At 62.8% G+C, this 18,010-nt stretch carries 22 protein-coding genes and 2 pseudogenes; 11 read left to right on the forward strand and 13 right to left on the reverse strand.

Annotated features, from left to right (window positions below; translation table 11 throughout):
- Positions 1–74: 74 nt before the first annotated feature.
- Positions 75–560, reverse strand: coding sequence for a nucleoside deaminase (locus IVB23_RS33330; protein ID WP_247801368.1), 486 nt, complete (start codon positions 558–560; stop codon positions 75–77).
- Positions 561–946: 386 nt separating this feature from the next.
- On the opposite strand from IVB23_RS33330, the gene IVB23_RS33335 reads away from it, so the two are divergent.
- Together IVB23_RS33335 and IVB23_RS33340 are read left to right on the forward strand one after the other, a co-directional pair.
- Positions 947–2,221, forward strand: coding sequence for an allantoate amidohydrolase (locus IVB23_RS33335; RefSeq protein WP_247801369.1), 1,275 nt, complete (start codon positions 947–949; stop codon positions 2,219–2,221).
- A 95-nt stretch (positions 2,222–2,316) separates the two neighbouring features.
- Positions 2,317–3,702, forward strand: a complete 1,386-nt coding sequence (locus tag IVB23_RS33340; protein ID WP_061877879.1) for a hypothetical protein — start codon at positions 2,317–2,319, stop codon at positions 3,700–3,702.
- 8 nt (positions 3,703–3,710) lie between these two features.
- Here IVB23_RS33340 and IVB23_RS33345 read toward each other — a convergent pair whose 3' ends face one another.
- Positions 3,711–3,929 carry a hypothetical protein gene (locus IVB23_RS33345; protein ID WP_035678447.1) on the reverse strand — a complete coding sequence of 73 codons (219 nt, stop codon included), beginning with the start codon at positions 3,927–3,929 and terminating at the stop codon, positions 3,711–3,713.
- Between the two features lie 352 nt (positions 3,930–4,281).
- Here IVB23_RS33345 and IVB23_RS33350 point away from each other — a divergent pair, with 352 nt between their 5' ends.
- Positions 4,282–4,464 (forward strand): hypothetical protein, encoded by a 183-nt coding sequence (locus IVB23_RS33350; protein WP_061877881.1) that lies wholly within the window; start codon positions 4,282–4,284, stop codon positions 4,462–4,464.
- Between the two features lie 19 nt (positions 4,465–4,483).
- Here the strand turns inward: IVB23_RS33350 and IVB23_RS33355 are convergent, their stop codons facing one another.
- The 3 genes from IVB23_RS33355 to IVB23_RS33365 form a co-directional block, all read right to left on the reverse strand.
- A complete protein-coding gene (locus tag IVB23_RS33355; protein ID WP_247801370.1) occupies positions 4,484–5,860 on the reverse strand; it encodes a VWA domain-containing protein in 1,377 nt (458 codons plus the stop codon).
- A gap of 5 nt (positions 5,861–5,865) precedes the next feature.
- Positions 5,866–6,813 (reverse strand): MoxR family ATPase, encoded by a 948-nt coding sequence (locus IVB23_RS33360; RefSeq protein WP_035678446.1) that lies wholly within the window; start codon positions 6,811–6,813, stop codon positions 5,866–5,868.
- A gap of 147 nt (positions 6,814–6,960) precedes the next feature.
- On the reverse strand, positions 6,961–7,161 hold the full coding sequence (locus IVB23_RS33365; RefSeq protein WP_061877882.1) for a hypothetical protein: 201 nt from the start codon (positions 7,159–7,161) through the stop codon (positions 6,961–6,963).
- A gap of 223 nt (positions 7,162–7,384) precedes the next feature.
- On the opposite strand from IVB23_RS33365, the gene IVB23_RS33370 reads away from it, so the two are divergent.
- A complete protein-coding gene (locus IVB23_RS33370; RefSeq protein ID WP_197966999.1) occupies positions 7,385–8,359 on the forward strand; it encodes a quinone oxidoreductase in 975 nt (324 codons plus the stop codon).
- Between the two features lie 38 nt (positions 8,360–8,397).
- On the opposite strand, the gene IVB23_RS33375 is transcribed toward IVB23_RS33370, so the two are convergent.
- Entirely contained in the window at positions 8,398–8,673 is a 276-nt protein-coding gene (locus tag IVB23_RS33375) for a hypothetical protein (RefSeq protein ID WP_197966998.1), read from the reverse strand.
- A gap of 110 nt (positions 8,674–8,783) precedes the next feature.
- Complete coding sequence (locus IVB23_RS33380; RefSeq protein ID WP_035705094.1) at positions 8,784–9,392, reverse strand: S24 family peptidase; 609 nt, start codon at positions 9,390–9,392, stop codon at positions 8,784–8,786.
- A 156-nt stretch (positions 9,393–9,548) separates the two neighbouring features.
- Between IVB23_RS33380 and IVB23_RS33385 the strand changes: the two genes are divergently transcribed.
- Positions 9,549–10,082: a GcrA family cell cycle regulator gene (locus IVB23_RS33385; RefSeq protein WP_247801371.1), complete on the forward strand. Its 534-nt coding sequence runs from the start codon at positions 9,549–9,551 to the stop codon at positions 10,080–10,082.
- A 46-nt stretch (positions 10,083–10,128) separates the two neighbouring features.
- The gene (locus tag IVB23_RS33390; protein ID WP_197966996.1) at positions 10,129–10,704 is read left to right on the forward strand and encodes a hypothetical protein; all 576 of its coding nucleotides are present in this window, start codon (positions 10,129–10,131) and stop codon (positions 10,702–10,704) included.
- A gap of 45 nt (positions 10,705–10,749) precedes the next feature.
- Here the strand turns inward: IVB23_RS33390 and IVB23_RS33395 are convergent, their stop codons facing one another.
- A complete protein-coding gene (locus IVB23_RS33395; RefSeq protein WP_247801372.1) occupies positions 10,750–11,106 on the reverse strand; it encodes a hypothetical protein in 357 nt (118 codons plus the stop codon).
- A 627-nt stretch (positions 11,107–11,733) separates the two neighbouring features.
- Here IVB23_RS33395 and IVB23_RS33400 point away from each other — a divergent pair.
- Entirely contained in the window at positions 11,734–11,919 is a 186-nt protein-coding gene (locus tag IVB23_RS33400; RefSeq protein WP_061877889.1) for a hypothetical protein, read from the forward strand.
- Between the two features lie 132 nt (positions 11,920–12,051).
- Entirely contained in the window at positions 12,052–12,393 is a 342-nt protein-coding gene (locus tag IVB23_RS33405) for a phasin (RefSeq protein ID WP_028178910.1), read from the forward strand.
- A 190-nt stretch (positions 12,394–12,583) separates the two neighbouring features.
- Here the strand turns inward: IVB23_RS33405 and IVB23_RS33410 are convergent, their stop codons facing one another.
- The 3 genes and pseudogenes from IVB23_RS33410 to IVB23_RS33420 all read right to left on the reverse strand — a co-directional run.
- Positions 12,584–12,901 carry a cytochrome c gene (locus IVB23_RS33410; RefSeq protein ID WP_061877890.1) on the reverse strand — a complete coding sequence of 106 codons (318 nt, stop codon included), beginning with the start codon at positions 12,899–12,901 and terminating at the stop codon, positions 12,584–12,586.
- A 291-nt stretch (positions 12,902–13,192) separates the two neighbouring features.
- Positions 13,193–14,023: an alpha/beta fold hydrolase gene (locus IVB23_RS33415; RefSeq protein ID WP_197966992.1), complete on the reverse strand. Its 831-nt coding sequence runs from the start codon at positions 14,021–14,023 to the stop codon at positions 13,193–13,195.
- A 148-nt stretch (positions 14,024–14,171) separates the two neighbouring features.
- A pseudogene (locus tag IVB23_RS33420) lies at positions 14,172–14,384 on the reverse strand (ShlB/FhaC/HecB family hemolysin secretion/activation protein); the annotation flags it as partial.
- Between IVB23_RS33420 and IVB23_RS33425 the strand changes: the two are divergent.
- Positions 14,384–14,701 (forward strand): annotated as a pseudogene (locus IVB23_RS33425) (EAL domain-containing protein); the annotation flags it as partial. The pseudogenes IVB23_RS33420 and IVB23_RS33425 sit on opposite strands and share 1 nt — an antisense overlap.
- Before the next feature lie 15 nt (positions 14,702–14,716).
- Here the strand turns inward: IVB23_RS33425 and IVB23_RS33430 are convergent.
- The gene (locus tag IVB23_RS33430; protein WP_061877893.1) at positions 14,717–14,977 is read right to left on the reverse strand and encodes a hypothetical protein; all 261 of its coding nucleotides are present in this window, start codon (positions 14,975–14,977) and stop codon (positions 14,717–14,719) included.
- A 259-nt stretch (positions 14,978–15,236) separates the two neighbouring features.
- Here IVB23_RS33430 and rocF point away from each other — a divergent pair, with 259 nt between their 5' ends.
- Positions 15,237–16,214: an arginase gene (rocF, locus tag IVB23_RS33435; RefSeq protein WP_061877894.1), complete on the forward strand. Its 978-nt coding sequence runs from the start codon at positions 15,237–15,239 to the stop codon at positions 16,212–16,214.
- Between the two features lie 175 nt (positions 16,215–16,389).
- Positions 16,390–16,674, forward strand: coding sequence for a hypothetical protein (locus IVB23_RS33440; protein WP_061877895.1), 285 nt, complete (start codon positions 16,390–16,392; stop codon positions 16,672–16,674).
- A gap of 3 nt (positions 16,675–16,677) precedes the next feature.
- Here the strand turns inward: IVB23_RS33440 and IVB23_RS33445 are convergent, their stop codons facing one another.
- Positions 16,678–17,892 (reverse strand): mandelate racemase/muconate lactonizing enzyme family protein, encoded by a 1,215-nt coding sequence (locus IVB23_RS33445; RefSeq protein WP_247801373.1) that lies wholly within the window; start codon positions 17,890–17,892, stop codon positions 16,678–16,680.
- Between the last annotated feature and the right edge of the window lie 118 nt (positions 17,893–18,010).

Consider the following 18,010-nt stretch of genomic DNA (forward strand, 5'->3'; position numbering starts at 1 on the left):
GCGACAGCTGCTCCAACTCGGCATCACATCGGGCGCGATCAGAAAAACGGCGTCATCTCCCTCTGAATGTGCTGCTACTTCGTCCAAGCGCCGTCGTGCAGCGCTTCAGCCTCCTTTTCGAGCAGGGGGCCGATGACCTCTGTCGGGCGCTGGCCGCTGGTAAAGACCTCGCGGCACGGCAGGTCGAGGGTCGGGTTCTCCGGATGGTTGCCGGTGATGCCGCGCAGGCGATGCTCGCTGAGGCCAAAGACGACGCGGCCGATGCCGGCCCAGTAGATCGCGCCGGCACACATCGCGCAGGGCTCGGCCGACGAGTAGAGCGTGGCCTTCGCCAGCACTTCGCGCCCGAGCGTGCGGCAGGCCTGGGTGGCCGCGAGACGTTCGGCATGCGCGGTGCCGTCATGGTCCGGCATGTAGCCATTCTCGCTCTCGATGAGAACCTTGCCGTTGGCCGCAACAACGATGCAGCCGAAGGGATGATTGCCATGGCTAAGCGAGCGGCGGGCGACCGCGAACGACAGGCGCAGGAAGTGTTCGTCACGTTCGGACGCGGCGTCCATCGCTACTCCGCGGTCAATGCCCGCCATGCGCCGGGCCGACGAAGGTGAAGGTCGGCTTCGCTGGTCCGTGCTTCATACACAATTTGCCGTGGAACATCACCAGCCGGCCGGACGGATGCTGACAACGGAATTTTCTGGATAACCGATTGAAAAATATCAATAATGTGGCCCGTTCGATCCCTGATTGGGAAGAAATGCCAGACGCAATTGCAGGCGTGGGGTTCCCGCGCGCATGACCGGCGCGAGGCAGCGTGGCGCGTACTCGCATTCATGCTAATCACGCGGTTGTTGGGCAGGCGCTGGTACGTGATTTTTGCTGGCACCGAGCTGGTGCCGGTCGCCAGGACGGCCGTCGCCGCGGTCCAGAGAAGAGGAAATTTGTCGAGATGGGGTCCGTTAACGCCGTTCAAAATGCATCGCTCGGCGAAGCGATCGTGCGTCGGATCAACGATCTGGCCACGATCTCGGAAGAGGGTGACAAACTCACCCGCATCTATCTCACCAAGGAATTGCGCGAGGCAGCGGACCTCATCCTGGGCTGGATGCGCGAAGCCGGCATGAGCGCGCGCCTCGATGCGATCGGCAACGTCTGCGGCCGCTACGAAGGCGACCGGCCGGGGGCGCCCTGCCTGATGCTCGGCTCGCACTACGACACTGTGCGCGATGCCGGCAAATGGGATGGACCGCTGGGTGTGATCACGGCGATCTCTTGCGTCGCCGATCTCAACCGCCGCGGCAAGCGCCTGCCGTTTGCGATCGAGGTGGTCGGTTTTGCCGATGAGGAGGGGGTGCGCTTCGCTTCGACCTTGCTGGGCAGCCGTGCGGTGGCCGGCACCTTTGACGAGAATGTGCTGAACGCGCGCGACCGTGATGGCGTGTCGATGCGCGATGCGCTCGTGCAGTTCGGGCTCGACCCCGACCATATCGGCGCGGCCGCGCGAGCGCGGCGTGAGCTGCTCGCATACCTCGAATTGCACATCGAGCAGGGGCCGGTGCTGGAAGCGCAGAACCTGCCCGTGGGCGTCGTCACCGCGATTGCCGGTGCCACGCGCCTTGCCGCGCGGCTGACCGGCATGGCCGGTCACGCCGGCACCGTACCGATGGAGCTTCGGCGCGACGCACTCGCCGGGGCGGCCGAATGCATCGGTGCGATCGAACAATTTTGCCGCACCGACGAGGGCGGCCTGGTCGGCACCGTCGGCTACATCCAGGCGAGGCCCGGCGCGACCAATGTCATTCCGGGCGAAGTATCCTTCACCATCGATATGCGCGCCCCCACTGACATGCACCGCAAGCGCGCGGTCGCCGATATCGTCCGCCGGATCGAGGCGATCGCCGAGCGCCGGCAGCTGACCCTTCAGCTTGACGTCACCCACGAGAACCGCACGGCGCCTTGCGCGCCGTGGCTCAAGGAGCAGATCGCGTCGGCGATCGAAGCCGAAGGCCTCTCCGTGTTCGAGCTGCCGAGCGGGGCAGGGCACGACGGCATGGCGATGATCGACATTGCCGATGTCGGCATGATCTTCGTCCGTTGCCGCGGCGGCATCAGCCATCACCCGGACGAGCACGTCGAGCTCGCGGATGCTGACGCCGGCGCGCGGGTCTTGCTCAGGGTCATCGAGAATTTTCAGACGCGGGAGAGCCGCGCCGCCGCGAGCTGAACGGCCGGCCCCGTTCGTCATCGTGGCGAGACACGAATCAGTCACACTTGGAATGGTGACCGGCCATCGCCGGGATCGCGAGACATCAGGTGCACATGAAGAGCGACATTCCCCTGCCGTCACATCGCGGAAACAGGTTTTACCAGGGCGGGGTTGCGACCCTTGTCGCCAACGCTCTCCAGGCGGTCAATTTTCTCGGTGATCGGTTCCTGAGAAAGTCGCATCATTCGTTGTCGGCTATCGAGGACCTTTATCGGCACTCGATGGACAGCGCGTTCTCGGTGACCGAGGCTTTCCTCGTCACGGGCGCGCCGCACGCCTCCGCCTATTATCCGCGAGACTTCGCGTGGTTCTATCCCGACGTTCTCGATCCCGAAACCGTCATGGATCCGCAGGATGCGGTGCGGCGGGTCCGGTTGCTCGAAAAGAGCGTCCGTTTGTTGCTGGAGGCGGTTCGCGCCGGCGTCGTCACGACGACCATTGTCCCGGCGGGACGCGGTCGGTACCTCGGCGTGAACTATTTCTCGCGCCCGTCGGACACGCTGCTCGGCATTCTCGCCGGTCTCCAGCAGATGATCTCTGCCGAAGACAGGACGGCCGCCTATCTGGCAATGTCACAATGCGCGCATGCAGGTCGCCTGTTGCTGGCCGAGTATGGCGGTGACCTGAAGCGAGCGATCCTCCAGCTCGCGAGCGAGCTCGAACCGTTCAATGACGACGGTACCAGGTATTTGCTTTGCGATGTCCACACGCCGCGCTCCGCCGCAACGGACACCCGCGCCGAACGCAGGCGCTTCGTGACCAATGCTTCCGTCTACACGACCTTCGTGTGGGGCGTGCAGCTCGGGGTCGTCGACGAGAACGAGCTGAAGCGGCTGCTCGGGCGTGATCTTGCGCAGTACAAGACGGACCTGCTCCGCCTGTTCGGCAAGGACGGCCATATCAGGCATTCCCTGGAAGGTTCGGCGAGCTCGCCGGCCTCATCGGTCGCGCTGGATTTCGTCAGCGTGCATCGTGGATTCTGGAATATGAGCGATGCGAGCGAGCGGGCGCTGTTCGCGGCCACGACGGATCTGATCATTGCGGAGCCGCGGTTTCGTATCCCCAGCACGTTTCATTTCCTGGTCTCAGCCGACAATCCCAGGAACAAGATGATCCACAGGATTGCGGCACCAGCCTATCAGGGGCGTTCCTGCTGGCCGACGTTCAACGTCGAGTTCGCGGATCGCATGCTGGACTATGACGAATTCACTGGCGGCGAGGCCTATCGGGCCTGCGCCCAAGGAATATTGAAGGATATTCGGACAGCGACCGAGGTTCACGGCGGCTATCAGGAGCTGATCTCAGAACAGGGTCTGAAGTATCGCACCTGGGCCTATAAGGGCGCCGTGGCTCATTCCTGGTTTCCGCGCTTCCTGTCCGTCTGGAGGCGGGCGTATGGAACGCCGCTCCTCCGGTGGATTGACGAATCCACTCGGTGACGTATCGCTCACGCTACGAGATCCAGCAGCCGGCACGATCCGCGCACGAGCACCTTGCGTCCGGTCGGCGTCATGGCAGGCACGCCGTCATTGATGACGACGAGGCCGAGTGCGACGAGGCTTTCGACGAGATGGGCCTTGAGACGGCCGTTCGACAGCGGGTTGCGAAGTGAGCGCAGGGCTGCCCATTGGTCCGGCGAAAGCTCAAAGTCGAAATCGTCGTTCATGTTGCCTCAGGCGGTCGTAACGTTCACGCGCCTCTGTTATCGGCGCTGCATGAAGACCATGCGACGACAATGAGTCCGGAATTCGATGAGATGTTTAGAACGTCTCTTCACAAATTGCCGCACTTCGTTGCGCCACAAGAGTTAAGATCATTTGCTCGCGAATAACGTCTCAACTACCGATCACTAAATGATGATCTGCGCTTGATGTTGCAGTGCGAATTGTCGCGCTGCACGGGAAGCGTCGCTGTCCTATTCTGCGTCGCGATATGCACAGAAATGGCGAGACGGGTTGTTCCGGGCTCTGCTACGTTATTCCGTAGGGAATGGCTTCACACGACAGGAGTGTGAGTGCATGAAGAGGCTGGTTGAAATCCGTAGTCAGGAATTTCTATGCCGCGAGCGCGCGGCGCGCGATTTCGAACGTCGGGTATTCTGGCTCGCGCAGGCTGAGGAATGGGAGCAGCGCGCGCTCGACGAAATCGCCTATCACTTCCGGGAGTGCAATCTCGCGCAGGGCGAGCGGAATGCCGCCTGACGCGGGCGGCTGATATTGCTCACTGATAAGTCGCCACGATATCGGACACGGCGCGCTCGAGCTGGTGCGCAGTGGCGCATTGGCGCACCACGGTGCAAAAGGTCGCGTAGCGCGGCATCTCGGAATCGCCAAAGCCCCAGGCGAGCCGCCCCTCGGGATTGAGCCAGACCAGTCGCTTCGAGCGATCGGAGATCCGGCGCAAAATGTCAGCGCGCGGGTCGAGATTGTTGCTGCGGGCATCGCCGAGCACGATCACCGTGGTGTGCGGCGTCAGCGTGCTCATGAACTCCTTCTCGAAATCGAGCAGCGAGGAACCGTAGTCCGACGAGCCGAAGCCGACCTTGGACATGATCTCGGACATCGCCTCCTCCGGCGACTTCGATTCCAGGATCCTGCTCACCTCGATCAGGTGCGAGGAGAAGGCGAAGGAGCGGACATCGTCGACCACCTCGTGCAGCGAGTGGATGAGCAGCAGAAAGAAATCGGACACTTGCGCAACGGAGCCCGAGACGTCGCACAGTGCTACGATCTTCGGCCGGTCGCGATGCTTGCGCTTCCATGCCGTAAGGAAGGGCACGCCGCCCCAGGCCGCATTCCGGCGGAGCGTGCGACGGACGTCGAGATGGCCGCGGCGCTGGCGTTTGCGCGGCTTCGAGTAGCGCTCGCGCAGCCGGCGCGCGATCTGACGGATGAGGGCGCGCATCTCGGCGACCTGGCGCCGCTCGATGCGGGCAAGCGGCGCATTGCGCAAGATCTCGTTGCGGAGGTTTTCGGCCTCCTCGCGGGCATAGAGTGCAAGCCCCTGAGAGACCGTATCGCGCACGGCTTCGCGCAAGGCGTCCAGCGCGGCGCGCAGACGCTCGGCCAGCGACGGGTTGGTCGCGGTCAGCCCGTCGAGATCGTCACGCAGGCGCTGGAGGCCCATGGCGTCGAGGATGCGGCTGGAGAAGATGCCGCGCTGAGTGGAGTAGCGGATGTCGGACAGGGAGGCCGCCCCGGAGGCGCTGGCAATCGCAGCCGCAATCGTATTGCGGTCCTGCGACAGCAGCATCTGAGCGAGCGGGCCTAGACCTTCGGGAGGCTGACCTTCGCCGGCATCGCTGGGAGCGCCGGAGGAGGGCGGCTGACCTGAGTCCTGCGGAGCGTCGTCTTCGCCGGCCTCGGGCTGGTCCTGCCGCGGCTCCGGCTGACTGAAGAACAGATCAAAGCAGTCACCGAGCGCGAGCTTCTCGTCCTGCGACTTGGCAAGTGTCAGGAGCAGCGCGTCGCGCAGGACGGCGCGGTCGGAGATGCCGACTTGCGCGACTGCGCGCATCGCATCGATGCTTTCGGCAGGCGAGACGTGAACGCCGACGCCCCGCGCCGCTCGAAAGAAACGATGGAGGTTCTCGCGCATCGGCGTCAACCGAAGACGTTGGACCGTGCCGCCTTGGCAATGAAGGTCGTCACCTGCGGCGCCGCTGCCTCTATGTCCGTCTCGTATTTCAGGAGGACGTTTAGTGTGTCCTTGACGATCTCGGTGTCGAGCTCGGAAGCCTGGAGCAGCACCAGCACGCGCGCCCAGTCGATGGTCTCGCTGACCGACGGCAGCTTCTTCAGATCCAGCGAGCGGATCTCGTGGATGAAGCCGACCATCTGCCGGCGCAACGTCTGGGAGATGCCGGGCACGCGGCTTTCGACGATGCGTTCCTCGAGGCGCTGCTCGGGAAAGCCGATATGAAGATGCAGGCAGCGCCGTTTCAGGGCGTCGCCGAGATCGCGCTCGCTGTTGGAGGTGAGGATCACGGTCGGCGGTGTGATGGCCGACACGGTTCCGAGCTCGGGGATCGTGACCTGGAAGTCCGAGAGGATTTCCAGCAGCAGCGATTCAAACTCCGCATCCGACTTGTCGATCTCGTCAATCAGGAGCACGCAGCCGCCCGGCTGCTCCAGTGCCTGGAGCAGGGGACGCGGCTCGACGAACTCCTTGGAGAAGAACACGTCTCCGAAATCGTGGAGCTGATCCAGCGCCGCATGCAGCGTCTGCGCGCCGCCGAGAACCTCGCCGAGCTTGTCCTTCAGGATCTGCGTATAGAGCAGCTGCTTGGCGTATTTCCACTCATAGAGCGCCTTGGCCTCGTCGAGGCCCTCGTAGCATTGCAGGCGTATCATCTTCATGCCGCGCCAGGCCGCGATCGCCTTGGCGAGTTCGGTCTTGCCGACGCCTGCGGGGCCCTCGACCAGGATCGGCTTCTCGATCTGCTGCGACAAATAGACGGCGGTCGCGATCTGCCGGCTCGCGATATAGCCTTGCGCGGCGAGGCCGCTCTCCACTGCCTCGATCGACGTCGAGGCCTTCTGATCAGCCACGAATGGGCGCTCCCAAAGGTCTTGGTTGAGGCTTGTTCTGCCTGCGTTCCCGGCAAAGAACAAGCCTCGTTTGGGAGACATCAGACCCGCGTGAACGGCGTTTTTTCCGCTTAGCGCAAATAGTTAAGCGGTTCGCCGTTCGTGCGATCAGTGCCGCAGCAGCTCCGGCTTGCGGATCGTCTGTCTGACCTCGGCGCCGCAATCGGCGCATTCATAGACGAAGTCGATTATGGCAAGGCTCCAATGCGGCTCGACCTCGCGCACATACATCGGCAGGAACCCCATGCAGGTGGGGCAATTCACAGGCGCGATCTCGACGTCCTGATGATGCTGAACGTAAGCTGGCATCGCGGCTCTCCTTCGCAGGCGACCACCAACCCCCGCGCGAAAGCTACTGCCGGTTGCCCCAGAGCCCTCATCAACTCTTTCGAACAGAGGCGGAACGGCGAGCGTTTGTAGTTCGCTGTGACATTCTTGTTACGGATGGTACTGTAAGGGGCGGACCAAATGCCTGTTTCGCAGGCCGACCGGGTTCACTGGATTTCACTGTAACGATAAGGGAGTAACGCCCATGACGCATGCCATTCGCTTTCACAAGACCGGCGGTCCGGAAGTCCTGGTCTGGGAAGAGGTCAGTGTCGGCAAGCCTGGACCTGGCGAAGCGCGCATCCGCCACACGGCTGTCGGCCTCAATTTCGTCGACATCTACAACCGTTCGGGTCTCTATCCGGCGCAATTGCCGAGCGGGCTCGGCAGCGAGGCGGCTGGTGTCGTCGAGGAGGTCGGGCCCGGTGTCACCGATCTGAAGCCGGGCGATCGCGTCGCTTATGGCGCCTCGCCGCTCGGGGCTTATTCCGAGGCGCGGCTGATCCCCGCCGACCGGCTGTTGAAATTGCCCGACGGCGTCGATGACAAGACTGCGGCGGCAATGATGCTCAAGGGGCTCACCACGCAATACCTGATCCGGCAGACCTATCGGGTGAAGGCCGGCGATACCATCCTGCTTCACGCTGCGGCCGGCGGCGTCGGTCTGATCTTGAGTCAGTGGGCCAAGCATCTCGGCGCGACCGTGATCGGCACCGTCAGCACCGACGAGAAGGCAAAACTCGCCAAGGCACATGGGTGCGACCATGTGATCATCTACACGCGGGAAGATTTCGTAAAGCGGGTCGACGAAATCACCGGCGGCAAGAAGGTGCCGGTGGTCTACGATTCCGTCGGCAAGGACACGTTCCTCAAATCGCTGGATTGCCTCGCGCCGCTCGGTGTCGCGGCTCTGTTCGGCCAGTCTTCGGGAGCCGTCGAGCCGCTCAATCTCGGCCTGCTGGCACAGAAGGGGTCGCTCTACGTCACGCGTCCGACGCTGTTCACCTACGCCGCCAAGCGCGAAAATCTGGTCGCGATGGCGAACGAACTGTTCGACGTCGTCAAGTCCGGCGCGGTCAAGATCGAGGTGCACCAGACCTATCCGCTGAAGGACGCCGCCAAGGCGCATACCGATCTTGCGGCGCGCAAGACCACGGGATCGACCGTTCTTCTGGTCTGAGGCTCGTCCGGGCCGTGACGCAAGCTGCTTGGCCTGCGTCACGTCCGCTCGTGCTTGCGCAGATCGCGGATATGATCAAGGCGGATTGCCTGGAGGTCGACATCCTCGGGCGCAATCTGGGGCAGGGCGGCCTCGGTCAGCATGGCCTCGGTTACGTCCTCGACGGTATTCTCCACGATTTCGTGGATGAACGAGATGTTCCGGTATTCACCCGAGGCGATGCGGGAGATGACCTCTCGCCTCGTGATTTCGGGATCGACGACCGCCTCGCGGCCCCGCCGCCCATATTCGATCATCACGACGAAGTATTGCATGAAACGATCCTGCCGCGCCCTGTGGTCGGGGACGCGGCAGAGTATTTCCGAAAAACGGAACTTTGTCAATCGCGATTTCTATAAATCAGAAATCGCTGATCGTATAGTCCTTACTTGCCTTTCTTGCGAGGACGCGCCGATTTCGCACGCAGCCGCTCGAGCTGCCCCTTCGGCATGGACAGGCAGATCTCACCCACCCAGTCGAGCTTGACGCCGACGATCGGCTTGGCATTGAAGCTCGTGAGATTGACGACGGAGGGTGATTTTCCCCGCTCGATGGTCTTCAGATAGCGCTCGCCGGTCTTGAGGCGGACCACCGCCTCTTCGCCGTAGAAGCTCGACAGCGGATGGCGCTGGTCCTTGTAGACCACGATCACATCGCCGCTCTCGTATTTGGGCAGCATCGAATCGCCCACGATCTCGAACGCAACCGTCTCTTCCATGATCGGGAAGGGCAATGTGATGTCGCCGAGACCTTCCGGGGGGACCTGTTCATAGTCCGGCTCGATCACCGCGCCGGCTCCGACGCGGCCCATGATCGGCGCGAGATTGAGCTCGAGATATTCCATGATCGGAATGATTTCCGATGCCTTTACCAGACGCTCGCCGCCGAGGATCTCCGAGACCGCGCCGGGTCGCACGCCCATGGCTGCTGCCAGGCCGCCCTTGCTCTTGCCCGTCTTCTCCAGGCCTCGTTCGATCATTGCAACGTCCAACATGGTGATTCCCTCGATTGCGCGCCGTCTCGCCTCTTGTAATCCGAAATTCGGAATTGATGCAATTATGAATATCAGAAATACGACTTGACTCTGTATTCGGAATAACGGAATGTACGTCCCGCCTCCTCGGGTGGAGGCGCATCACAGGACATCAGCATGGAACCGGGCCATTGGCCGTCGGAGCACTCCGACGCGCTTCGCGACTATTTTCACAAAGGCATGTCTTATGCGGAGATCGGAAGACAAATAAACGCAAGGTTTGGAACGGCTTATACGCGCAGCGCGGTGGCTGGCCGCGCCAAGCGGCTCGGGCTCATCGTGCCGCAATGGATGACGAGCCCGGCGCTCGCGCCGCTCTTGCCGGGTGAACCCAGCCTGCTTTCGCCGCGCCGGGTGGGGTGGCCGAGCCTCAATCTGCCGCCGAAGTCCGCCATGAAGCCTGCGGCGCGGGTGAAGTTGCGCTGTGTCGGCATCCAGCCGCGCCTGATCCAATTGGTCGAACTCGAGCCGGACGACTGCCGCTATCCCTATGGCGGCGACAAGGACGGTGAAGAGATCACCTTCTGCGGCCACCCGCGCCAGCCGGGCTCCAGCTACTGCGCGCCGCATGCTCGCCTGGCGCGCCGTTCGGAGGCTGCGCCAGCCCGTGCCGCAGGCCCCGTCGTGCTGAAGCTGGTCTCGGCCGCCTGAAGCGGCAGCCGTCCGTTCAATCGTCAGACTTGCAAGGAGTACCCGAGTGGCTCGTGCCCGACGTAACAGGTCCTACAAATTGGCGCAGATCTACGACCGGCGGTCGCGGGAGGTGCCGTTCAATGCCGAGGTGGCGGAGGTGGAGGTCGACAATCCGCTCGCGCTCGATTCAGGCGAGAAGATCCTGGCCATCCGCTCAATCCGCAACGATCCGCTCGGCCGGCTGCACGCACACCACCAGATTGACGAGGCGCAATACCGCGGCGGGCGCGCCTTCCAGAACGATTGGGAGCGGGCGGAGCGGGGCCCTCAGGCGGTGGATACGACGCGCGAATATGTCGATGGGACGGGCACGCGCGAGCCCGTCACCGAGAGCCAGCGCCAGGCGGTGCTACGGCTCAACCGGGCTGAACGAGAGCTCGGCACCGACGGCGCCGCGCTGGTGCACGACGTGCTGGTGCTGGGTCTGACCATGGATCAGGTTGGGCAGCGTCGCGCCGTCCGCACGCAACGCTGGAACGATTACTTTGCGCGGCGTTTTCGCGAATGTTTGGACCGGCTGGCGCTGATCTACGGCTTCGCGACGGAGACGGGAACGGCGCGCGGGGACCGGCGTGGATGATTGTGGAGTGCCGGCGGTCGCGGCCGCCGGCGTCCCGCCCATTGCTTACGGGTGAGGGACGATCTGGTAGGGCGTGGTGTAGGGCTCGACGCGCAGCGAGGCATGGGCCAGCAGCCCGATCTTGGCGGTCGGCGCCTGCTGCAGTTCGCCGTTCGGGCCTCGATGCACGTTGTATTGCCAGACAGTGAGGTCGCCCTTCTGTGCCAGCGCGTGTGCAACGGCGCTCGCATCATTGCCGCCGAGCGACTGAAGCTCCTCTTGCGACAATCCGACGACGATCTCGTCCTTGATGGTGACGATCTTGAACAGGTTCATCCTGGTCTCCTGCGCCCATGCGCCTTGTATCGAGAGGGTGAGAAGCGCGACCGCGGCGCCCTTGATGAGATCGCAGCGAGAAAGCATGCCGTTGTCCTTTGGTGCTGACGCGCGCCCAAATCGAAGAGTCTTCCAGCCATGGCGCCCGTATCTGCGTGGCCGTGCCGCAACGGCTTGGTCGCTCGCTCGCGGACGGCGGTTCACGGCGGAGTTGCACCCGGACCGACGGTTCCGGCTGCGAACTGTCGCGTCAAGACCAGGACCGGCTGCAAGATCGACCTCTCGCGCCGGCGATACAACCGCCGAAGTCGGGCTCAACAATTACGTGTGCGTGCTGAAGCATCGGCCAATTCGTGCGCCAGATGTGCATTCACATCGGAAACAAGCTGAAACGTTGTGCGGATTGATCGCGATCAGGGCTGCGTGCGTGATTGATGCAACTTCTTGACGCAGGTGGGTGACGGCGGTCGATATTCCTGTTATCCGGAAATCGCGGTGATGCGATGCAGACGAAGCGTCGCTACACCCACGGTTGGGCTTGCCGGATGGGTTGTTCCTTGGCATAGTTACAACCGAGCGGTTGAGGCCATTGTTCGGATGTAGTTCAGTGTGTGAACTCGGCGGCCCGCGGCCGAGGCTTCGTCGCGATTGGTTCTGGTGCGGCGTTCGGTTCTTGAGCGGATCACGAAGGCCGGTGCTTGTCATAGGTGCGAGATGAAAAACCTCGATTTCGCGGCTGAGTTGCATCTCAAGCTCGGTGTGCCTGCAAGCAGCACTGTCGAAAGTCTGCGCCTTCTCCGCGCGTTCCTGAAGCTCGCGCCTCGACAGCGTTTCGAAGTGATCAAGCTGGTCGAAGATCTCGCCACGGAAGAAGCTTTTCCCGAGCACCCCTTGTCCTAAAGTCCGGCCCTGCGCCGTTCCCTTCCTTTTTCTGCCTGGGCCGCCGCCCCGGCGTCGTTCCCCTGAGGCTGGCCGCTGGAAGGCGGTCGGGCAAGTGTGGTATTCAGTTGAAGAAAAGGGAGGAGTGCGACCATGATCGAACCGAAGCTCGAAGTTCCGGCCGAACTGCGCGACCTGGCTGAGAAGACGATTGACCAGGCGGAAAAAGCATTCGGCATGTTTTTTGACGCCGCCACCAAGTCGATGTCGTCCGTTCCGGGCGCGGGGACGGAGGTGTCGAAGCAGGCGCTGGCTTTCACCGAGCAGAACATGAAGTCGGCGTTCGAGCATGCACGCAAGCTGGTGCATGCCACCGATCTCCAGGAAGCGATGCGAATCCAGTCGGATTTCCTGCGCAGTCAGTTCACCAGCGCCGGAGATCACATGCGCGAGATGACCGGCACTCTCATGCAACAAGGCAAGGGCAAGTCCTGATTCTCGGTGTGTGCACAGGGTGCCCACAAATTGACCTTGTGCGGTGTGGAGATCCGCGCTTCGATACAGGCGCAGGTCCATGATGGGCCACCGAATGACCTCATTCGCCGTCCGTCATCCTTTCTGCTGATCCCTGCCGGCCTCCGGCAGGGATTTGCATTTGCACCGGGTCGTGATCGTCCGGCGGCTGCTAACGCAGCGATGAGATATAGGCCGCGATATCGGCGGCTTCGCTCCGGCTCAAGGGAAAATTCGGCATCTTCGGGTGCGGATCGAGCAGGAAGAAGGCGAGCCTTTCCGGGCTGAAGTCCGGCCTGCGCGCAACGGATGCGAAGGAGGGAACGTCGGCGCTCGCCTGGGTTTGCCCGTTCGCCACGACATGGCAACTCGCGCACCAGCGCTTGGCGAGATCGGCGCCGTGATCCGCGTCAGCTGCGAGGGCGGACGACGTGCCGACGCCAGAGATTACGCCAAGCAGCAGGCAAATCCGTCTCACATGCCGGGACATCGGGCAATCTTTCTGCGTTCGCACGTGGTCGCCGCGCTCATCCGCAGCATGATCCTGGAAACTGCGAGAGGTCAATTCGGGCGATGATCGACCGCAGCAGCTTGCGGGTCGAACGATAGAGATGCCGTGGGAATGACGGCATTCTTGCCGCGGGCAGGCCAGAGCCTTTCGTATGAAGGCTTTTCGTATCAAGAGTTTCGGTATAGTGCGACACGTGTCTCTCCGAGGCCATATGGCCCTTCTATCGTGCCGCTTTGCAGCTGCCTTTGATCTGCCGCAAAGCATTCCCGGCTAATAGTCGCCTGGGTTCATGATCATTGGGCTCTTCGTATCCGCCGGTGCAAGCGCGCTGCTGGCGCTGTCACGCAGGAAGCGGTCGAGCGTCTCCTGGATCTTCTCCTTGACCGAGTTCGGACCGCGATCGCTCATCTCGGTGTGCTGCGCGCCGGTGTGGACGATATCGATGCCGCGTGCCTTGGCCTCTTCCGGGGACGGCAGCACGCCGGGATCTGTCACGAAACGCGGGTCCTTCGATCGAAACGATAGGATCTTCATGTGGTCGCTGAGCACGAAAGGCACCCGCAGATTGTCGAGCGTGATCACCTTCGACACCAGCTCCGGGTGCTGATGGGCGACGTACATGGAGACATCGCCGCCGTTGGAGTGGCCGACGAGGGTGATATGGTCGTATCCGACGTTCTCCTGCCGCTTCTTCAGTTCGCCTAATACGAAGAGAATGTTGGCTTCACAGCGGATGTAGACTTCACGCCGGCCGACATATGGCTGACCGACACGGGTCATCAGCGGCGGATCGCTCGGCAAGTCCTGCTGGATGCTGGCGACCAGATAGCCTCGTGCGGCGAGGACATTGGCGAGGAAGGAATATTCGGTGGCCTTGACGGTATTGCCGTTACTGATGATGGCGAGCGGGAGCTTCCACAGCCCGAGATTGGCCTTGGTCTCAGCGTCGCGCCGCACGGCAATCTCCACCGAGATCGGCCGCTGGCGGGAGGCGTCGAATAGGGTCAGGGTCTCATGGCGGATTGCGAACTGGCTGACGACAAAATACTGCCCGACACCGAGGACGCAGAGCAAAGCCAGGATCGCAAACACCTTCCTCATGGTTCTGTCTCAAAATCACCTTTGACTGAACATGGTGATCGGGAACTCCCGGTCGAGTGATCGTGAGCAGGTTACGGGATTAAATTTAGGCAAGTCTGTGACGTGGCCGCAAAAGGGCCGCATGCCGGCTCGATCGACGGAAGGACAGCTAGAGACAGTAGGCCCTGCCGCGCTCGGGGCAGACCCGGAACGTGCTCGAAAGTGTGAGGAAGCGTGGGCTGCGGCGCTCGTTGTCCGGCGCCCGGTAGCTCAAGGGGACAGCCACCCCGAGATCCGCCTGGAGATCGCACGGAAAGAAGAACCGCACACCGGCTCCGGCTGATGTCAGCGATAGGCCGTCGCTCAGGCGATAACCGTCGTGATTTCGGCACCGGCTATGCGAGCCTGAGCTATCTCAAGACGTTTCCGCTCGACGGGCTCAAGATCGACCGGTCGTTCGTATTTGGTCTTCTCGCGAATTCCGACGATGCTGCAATCATCGGCTCGACAATCGGTCTCAGCAAGCAGCTCGGTCTGACAGTCGTGGCTGAAGGCATCGAGGACAAGGCAACTGCCGACTTCCTGGTCAGCATGGGATGCGAGGAAGGCCAGGGATATTTCTTCGGCCGTCCGATGCCGGCAGAAGCATTCGATCGGCAGTTCCTCGCGACTGGGCACGAGGCTGCTAGCGCTGCCTGAGCGGGGGCTTCGCTTCTACCGCCGGCGCGCCACCGCCATGCCAAAGAGGAACGCAACGAACAGGCTGGCAAGCGGCGCTTCGCGGGTGACCGCTGCGACCGTCGCGAGTGCCCCGCCGGGCTTGCGCGATTCCTCGACTGCGGAGGTCAGACGATCGACGGCTGCGTGCAAGCCTCCGGCGACTTCACCGATGGTACGGGAGACGTCCGCGGCCGTATCGATGGCACGCTCGGCCATGCCGGGCTGGGACGTGGATTGCGGTATCTCCGTGCTCAAGGGCGCGACCTCCGGGCGTGATGATGGAAGCCGGCACCTTTGGCTATCCGCGCGAGCGCTCGTTTTGAACAGCGGGTCTGCCGACCTTTGGCTATCCGCGACAGGCGCCGTGATTGACGGCGGGTGCCGGCCTTGGTTGGGCAATTCAGCGCACGGGATTTTGTTCCGGATGATTTGCCGATCGCTCGAACTCCCCGGGAAACGACGGGTGCGAATCTCTGTTAGGCTGGGACAACCTTGCTGATGTCAGGAGACAGCCGTGACCGACCGGACCATGACGGATCGAGCCCGGCGCATCGCCTTGCTCGGTGCTCCCATCGACATGGGGGCTTCGCAGCGCGGCACCTTGATGGGACCCGCGGCGCTGCGCACCGCAGGCCTTGCGACGGTGCTGGAAAGCCTCGATTTCGAGGTGGTCGATCATGGCGATCTGTCCGTGGCCGACGTCCGGGACCTCACCGACACGCCGCCCGAAAATGCCAATCACTACCGCGAAATCCAGCGCTGGACACGAGTCCTGAGCCGCAGAGGTTATGAGATCGCGACATCAGGTGCGCTGCCGATCTTCCTTGGCGGCGATCACACCCTGTCGATGGGGTCGGTCAATGCGATGGCGCGTCACTGGCAGGAGCGTGGACGCGAACTCTTCGTGCTGTGGCTCGACGCCCATGCCGACTACAACACGCCGGAGACGACGATCACCGCGAACATGCACGGCATGTCAGCCGCATTCCTGTGCGGCGAGCCCGGGCTCGATGGTCTGCTCGGCGACGATCCACGCGCGTCGATCGATCCGGACAAGCTCGATCTGTTCGGCGCGCGTTCGATCGACAAGCTCGAAAAGGAGTTGATGCGCGTGCGTCGGATCAGGATCGTCGACATGCGCCAGATCGACGAGTTCGGCGTCGCCGTCATGATCCGGCGCGTCATCGAACGGGTCAAGGCGAGCAATGGCGTGCTGCATGTCAGCTTCGACGTCGATTTCCTCGACCCCTGCGTGGCGCCGGGCGTCGGCACCACGGTGCCGGGTGGCGCCACCTATCGCGAGGCGCACCTGATCATGGAGCTGTTGCATGATTCCGGCCTGGTAGGATCGGTCGATATCGTCGAGCTCAACCCCTTCCTGGATGAACGTGGACGGACGGCGCGTGCTGCAGTCGAGCTGATCGGCAGCCTGTTCGGCCAGCAGATCACAGACCGGCCGACGCCGAGCAACGCAATCGCTCCGGGTGAGTGAAACGGCGGTCGGCGTTCGTGCGCTGAAGGCGCGGCGGTCGGAGGCGTGATTCTAGTTGGGATTCGGCCGCCGCAGCAGGGTCGGACGTGCTGGCCTGGAACTTGCTTCATGGGCGCGGGGAACCAGGTGGGGCGCGATCGAGTTAACCTGCGACAGGAAAATGGCGGATCCTTCAATGACGAGTGGTCGTTTCGCAAACTCCATTTCCACCGCCCTTCGGCATCCCGGTGTGATCGCGCTGATCGTGGCGGGTGTGACGATTGCGGCAATGCTGATCGTCGACCACGGGCCGTGGAGCCGCGCCAAGACCCAGCCCGCCCATGTCGCGATGTACGCGACCACGGGAGAAGCGGCGCGCGCCGCGGGCGCCGCCGTAATTCCGACCGAACCGAAGTCACCGGTCGAGCCGGCACGGCCGGGGCCGAAGACGTCCCCGACCGTCAATCCCGTGACGCCGTAGCTCTCAGCTCTTGCGGCCGTAATTGAGGAGCCCCCCGCTCGTCTTCGGCGGGTGCGCGCGCAAGGCGACCTCGTTGGGCTCGGTGCCCCAGCCGGGCCGGTCCGGGACGATCAGATGGCCGTCCTGAATCTCCGGCGCATGCGTGAACAGCTCGTGGTCCCAGGACAGACGATCGATGTCGATCTCCATGATGCGCAGGTTCGGCACCGCGGCACAGAAATGTGCGTTCATCATCGAGCAGAGATGACCGTAGAAATTGTGCGGGGCGACGTTGACCTCGAAGGCTTCCGCCGCGCTCGCGATCTTCATCGATTGCCAGACGCCGTTCCAGGGCGTGTCGATGATCGCGACGTCCATCGCCTGCTCGTGGAAATAGGGCAGGAATTCCCGCAAGGAAAGCAGCGTCTCGCAGGATGAGATCGGGTGCGGGCTCTGCCTTCGGATATAACCGAGGGCTTCCGGACTGAAGCTGTCGATCTCGACCCAGAACATGTCGAGGTCGGCAATGGCGCGCAGGATCTTCAGATAGCCTTCGGTCTTGGCGTTGAAGTTGCAATCCAGCAGGATGTCGACGTCAGGACCCGCGCCGTCGCGGATCGCCTCCAGATGCATATGCAGGTCGCGCAGGATCTTGCGGTCGACGTTGATCTCGGGCGCGAAGGGTGAGCCGAAGCCGGGACGCCAGCCGGTCGGCTTGCCGTCGTCATAGGAAAAGATGTTGGTCTTGAGCGCGGTGAACTTCTTCTCGCGGACCTCGCGCCCCATCGCCTTGACGCCGTCGAGACTTTCGATCGGCGGCTTGTACCAGGATGGGTGATTGATGCGCCATGTGGCGCAATGCGACCAGTAGACCCGGATACGGTCGCGGATCTTGCCGCCGAGCAGCTCGTAGCAGGGGACGCCGAGAGACTTCGCCTTGGCATCGAGCAGCGCATTCTCGATCGCACCGAGGGCTTGCGCCACCACGCCGCCGGCGGCGGGACGCGTCGCTCCGAACAATTCGGCAAAGACGCGCTCGTGCTGGAAGACGTTCTGCCCGATGACACGGGCCGAGAGGCGCTGGATGGCGGCGCTAACGCCGGGCGAGCCGAAACCCTCGTCGAATTCGCTCCAGCCGACGATGCTGTCCTCGGTCGTCAGCTTGACGAAATGATAGTTTCTCCAGCCGGCATCGCAGGCAAGGATCTCGAGGCTTGTTGCTTTTGATGATTTGCTCATGTCGCTCCCTGTCGCCCGGGCTTCTTCTTTGTGGCTCGATCCGGGCGCGGAGCGCATTGTTAGGCCAACCGAGGACCGGCGTGAAGGGCGCATCGATGAGCCAGCGACCGCGTCCCGG

It is taken from the genome of Bradyrhizobium sp. 191, assembly GCF_023100985.1.
Classification (GTDB): Bacteria; Pseudomonadota; Alphaproteobacteria; order Rhizobiales; family Xanthobacteraceae; genus Bradyrhizobium; species Bradyrhizobium diversitatis.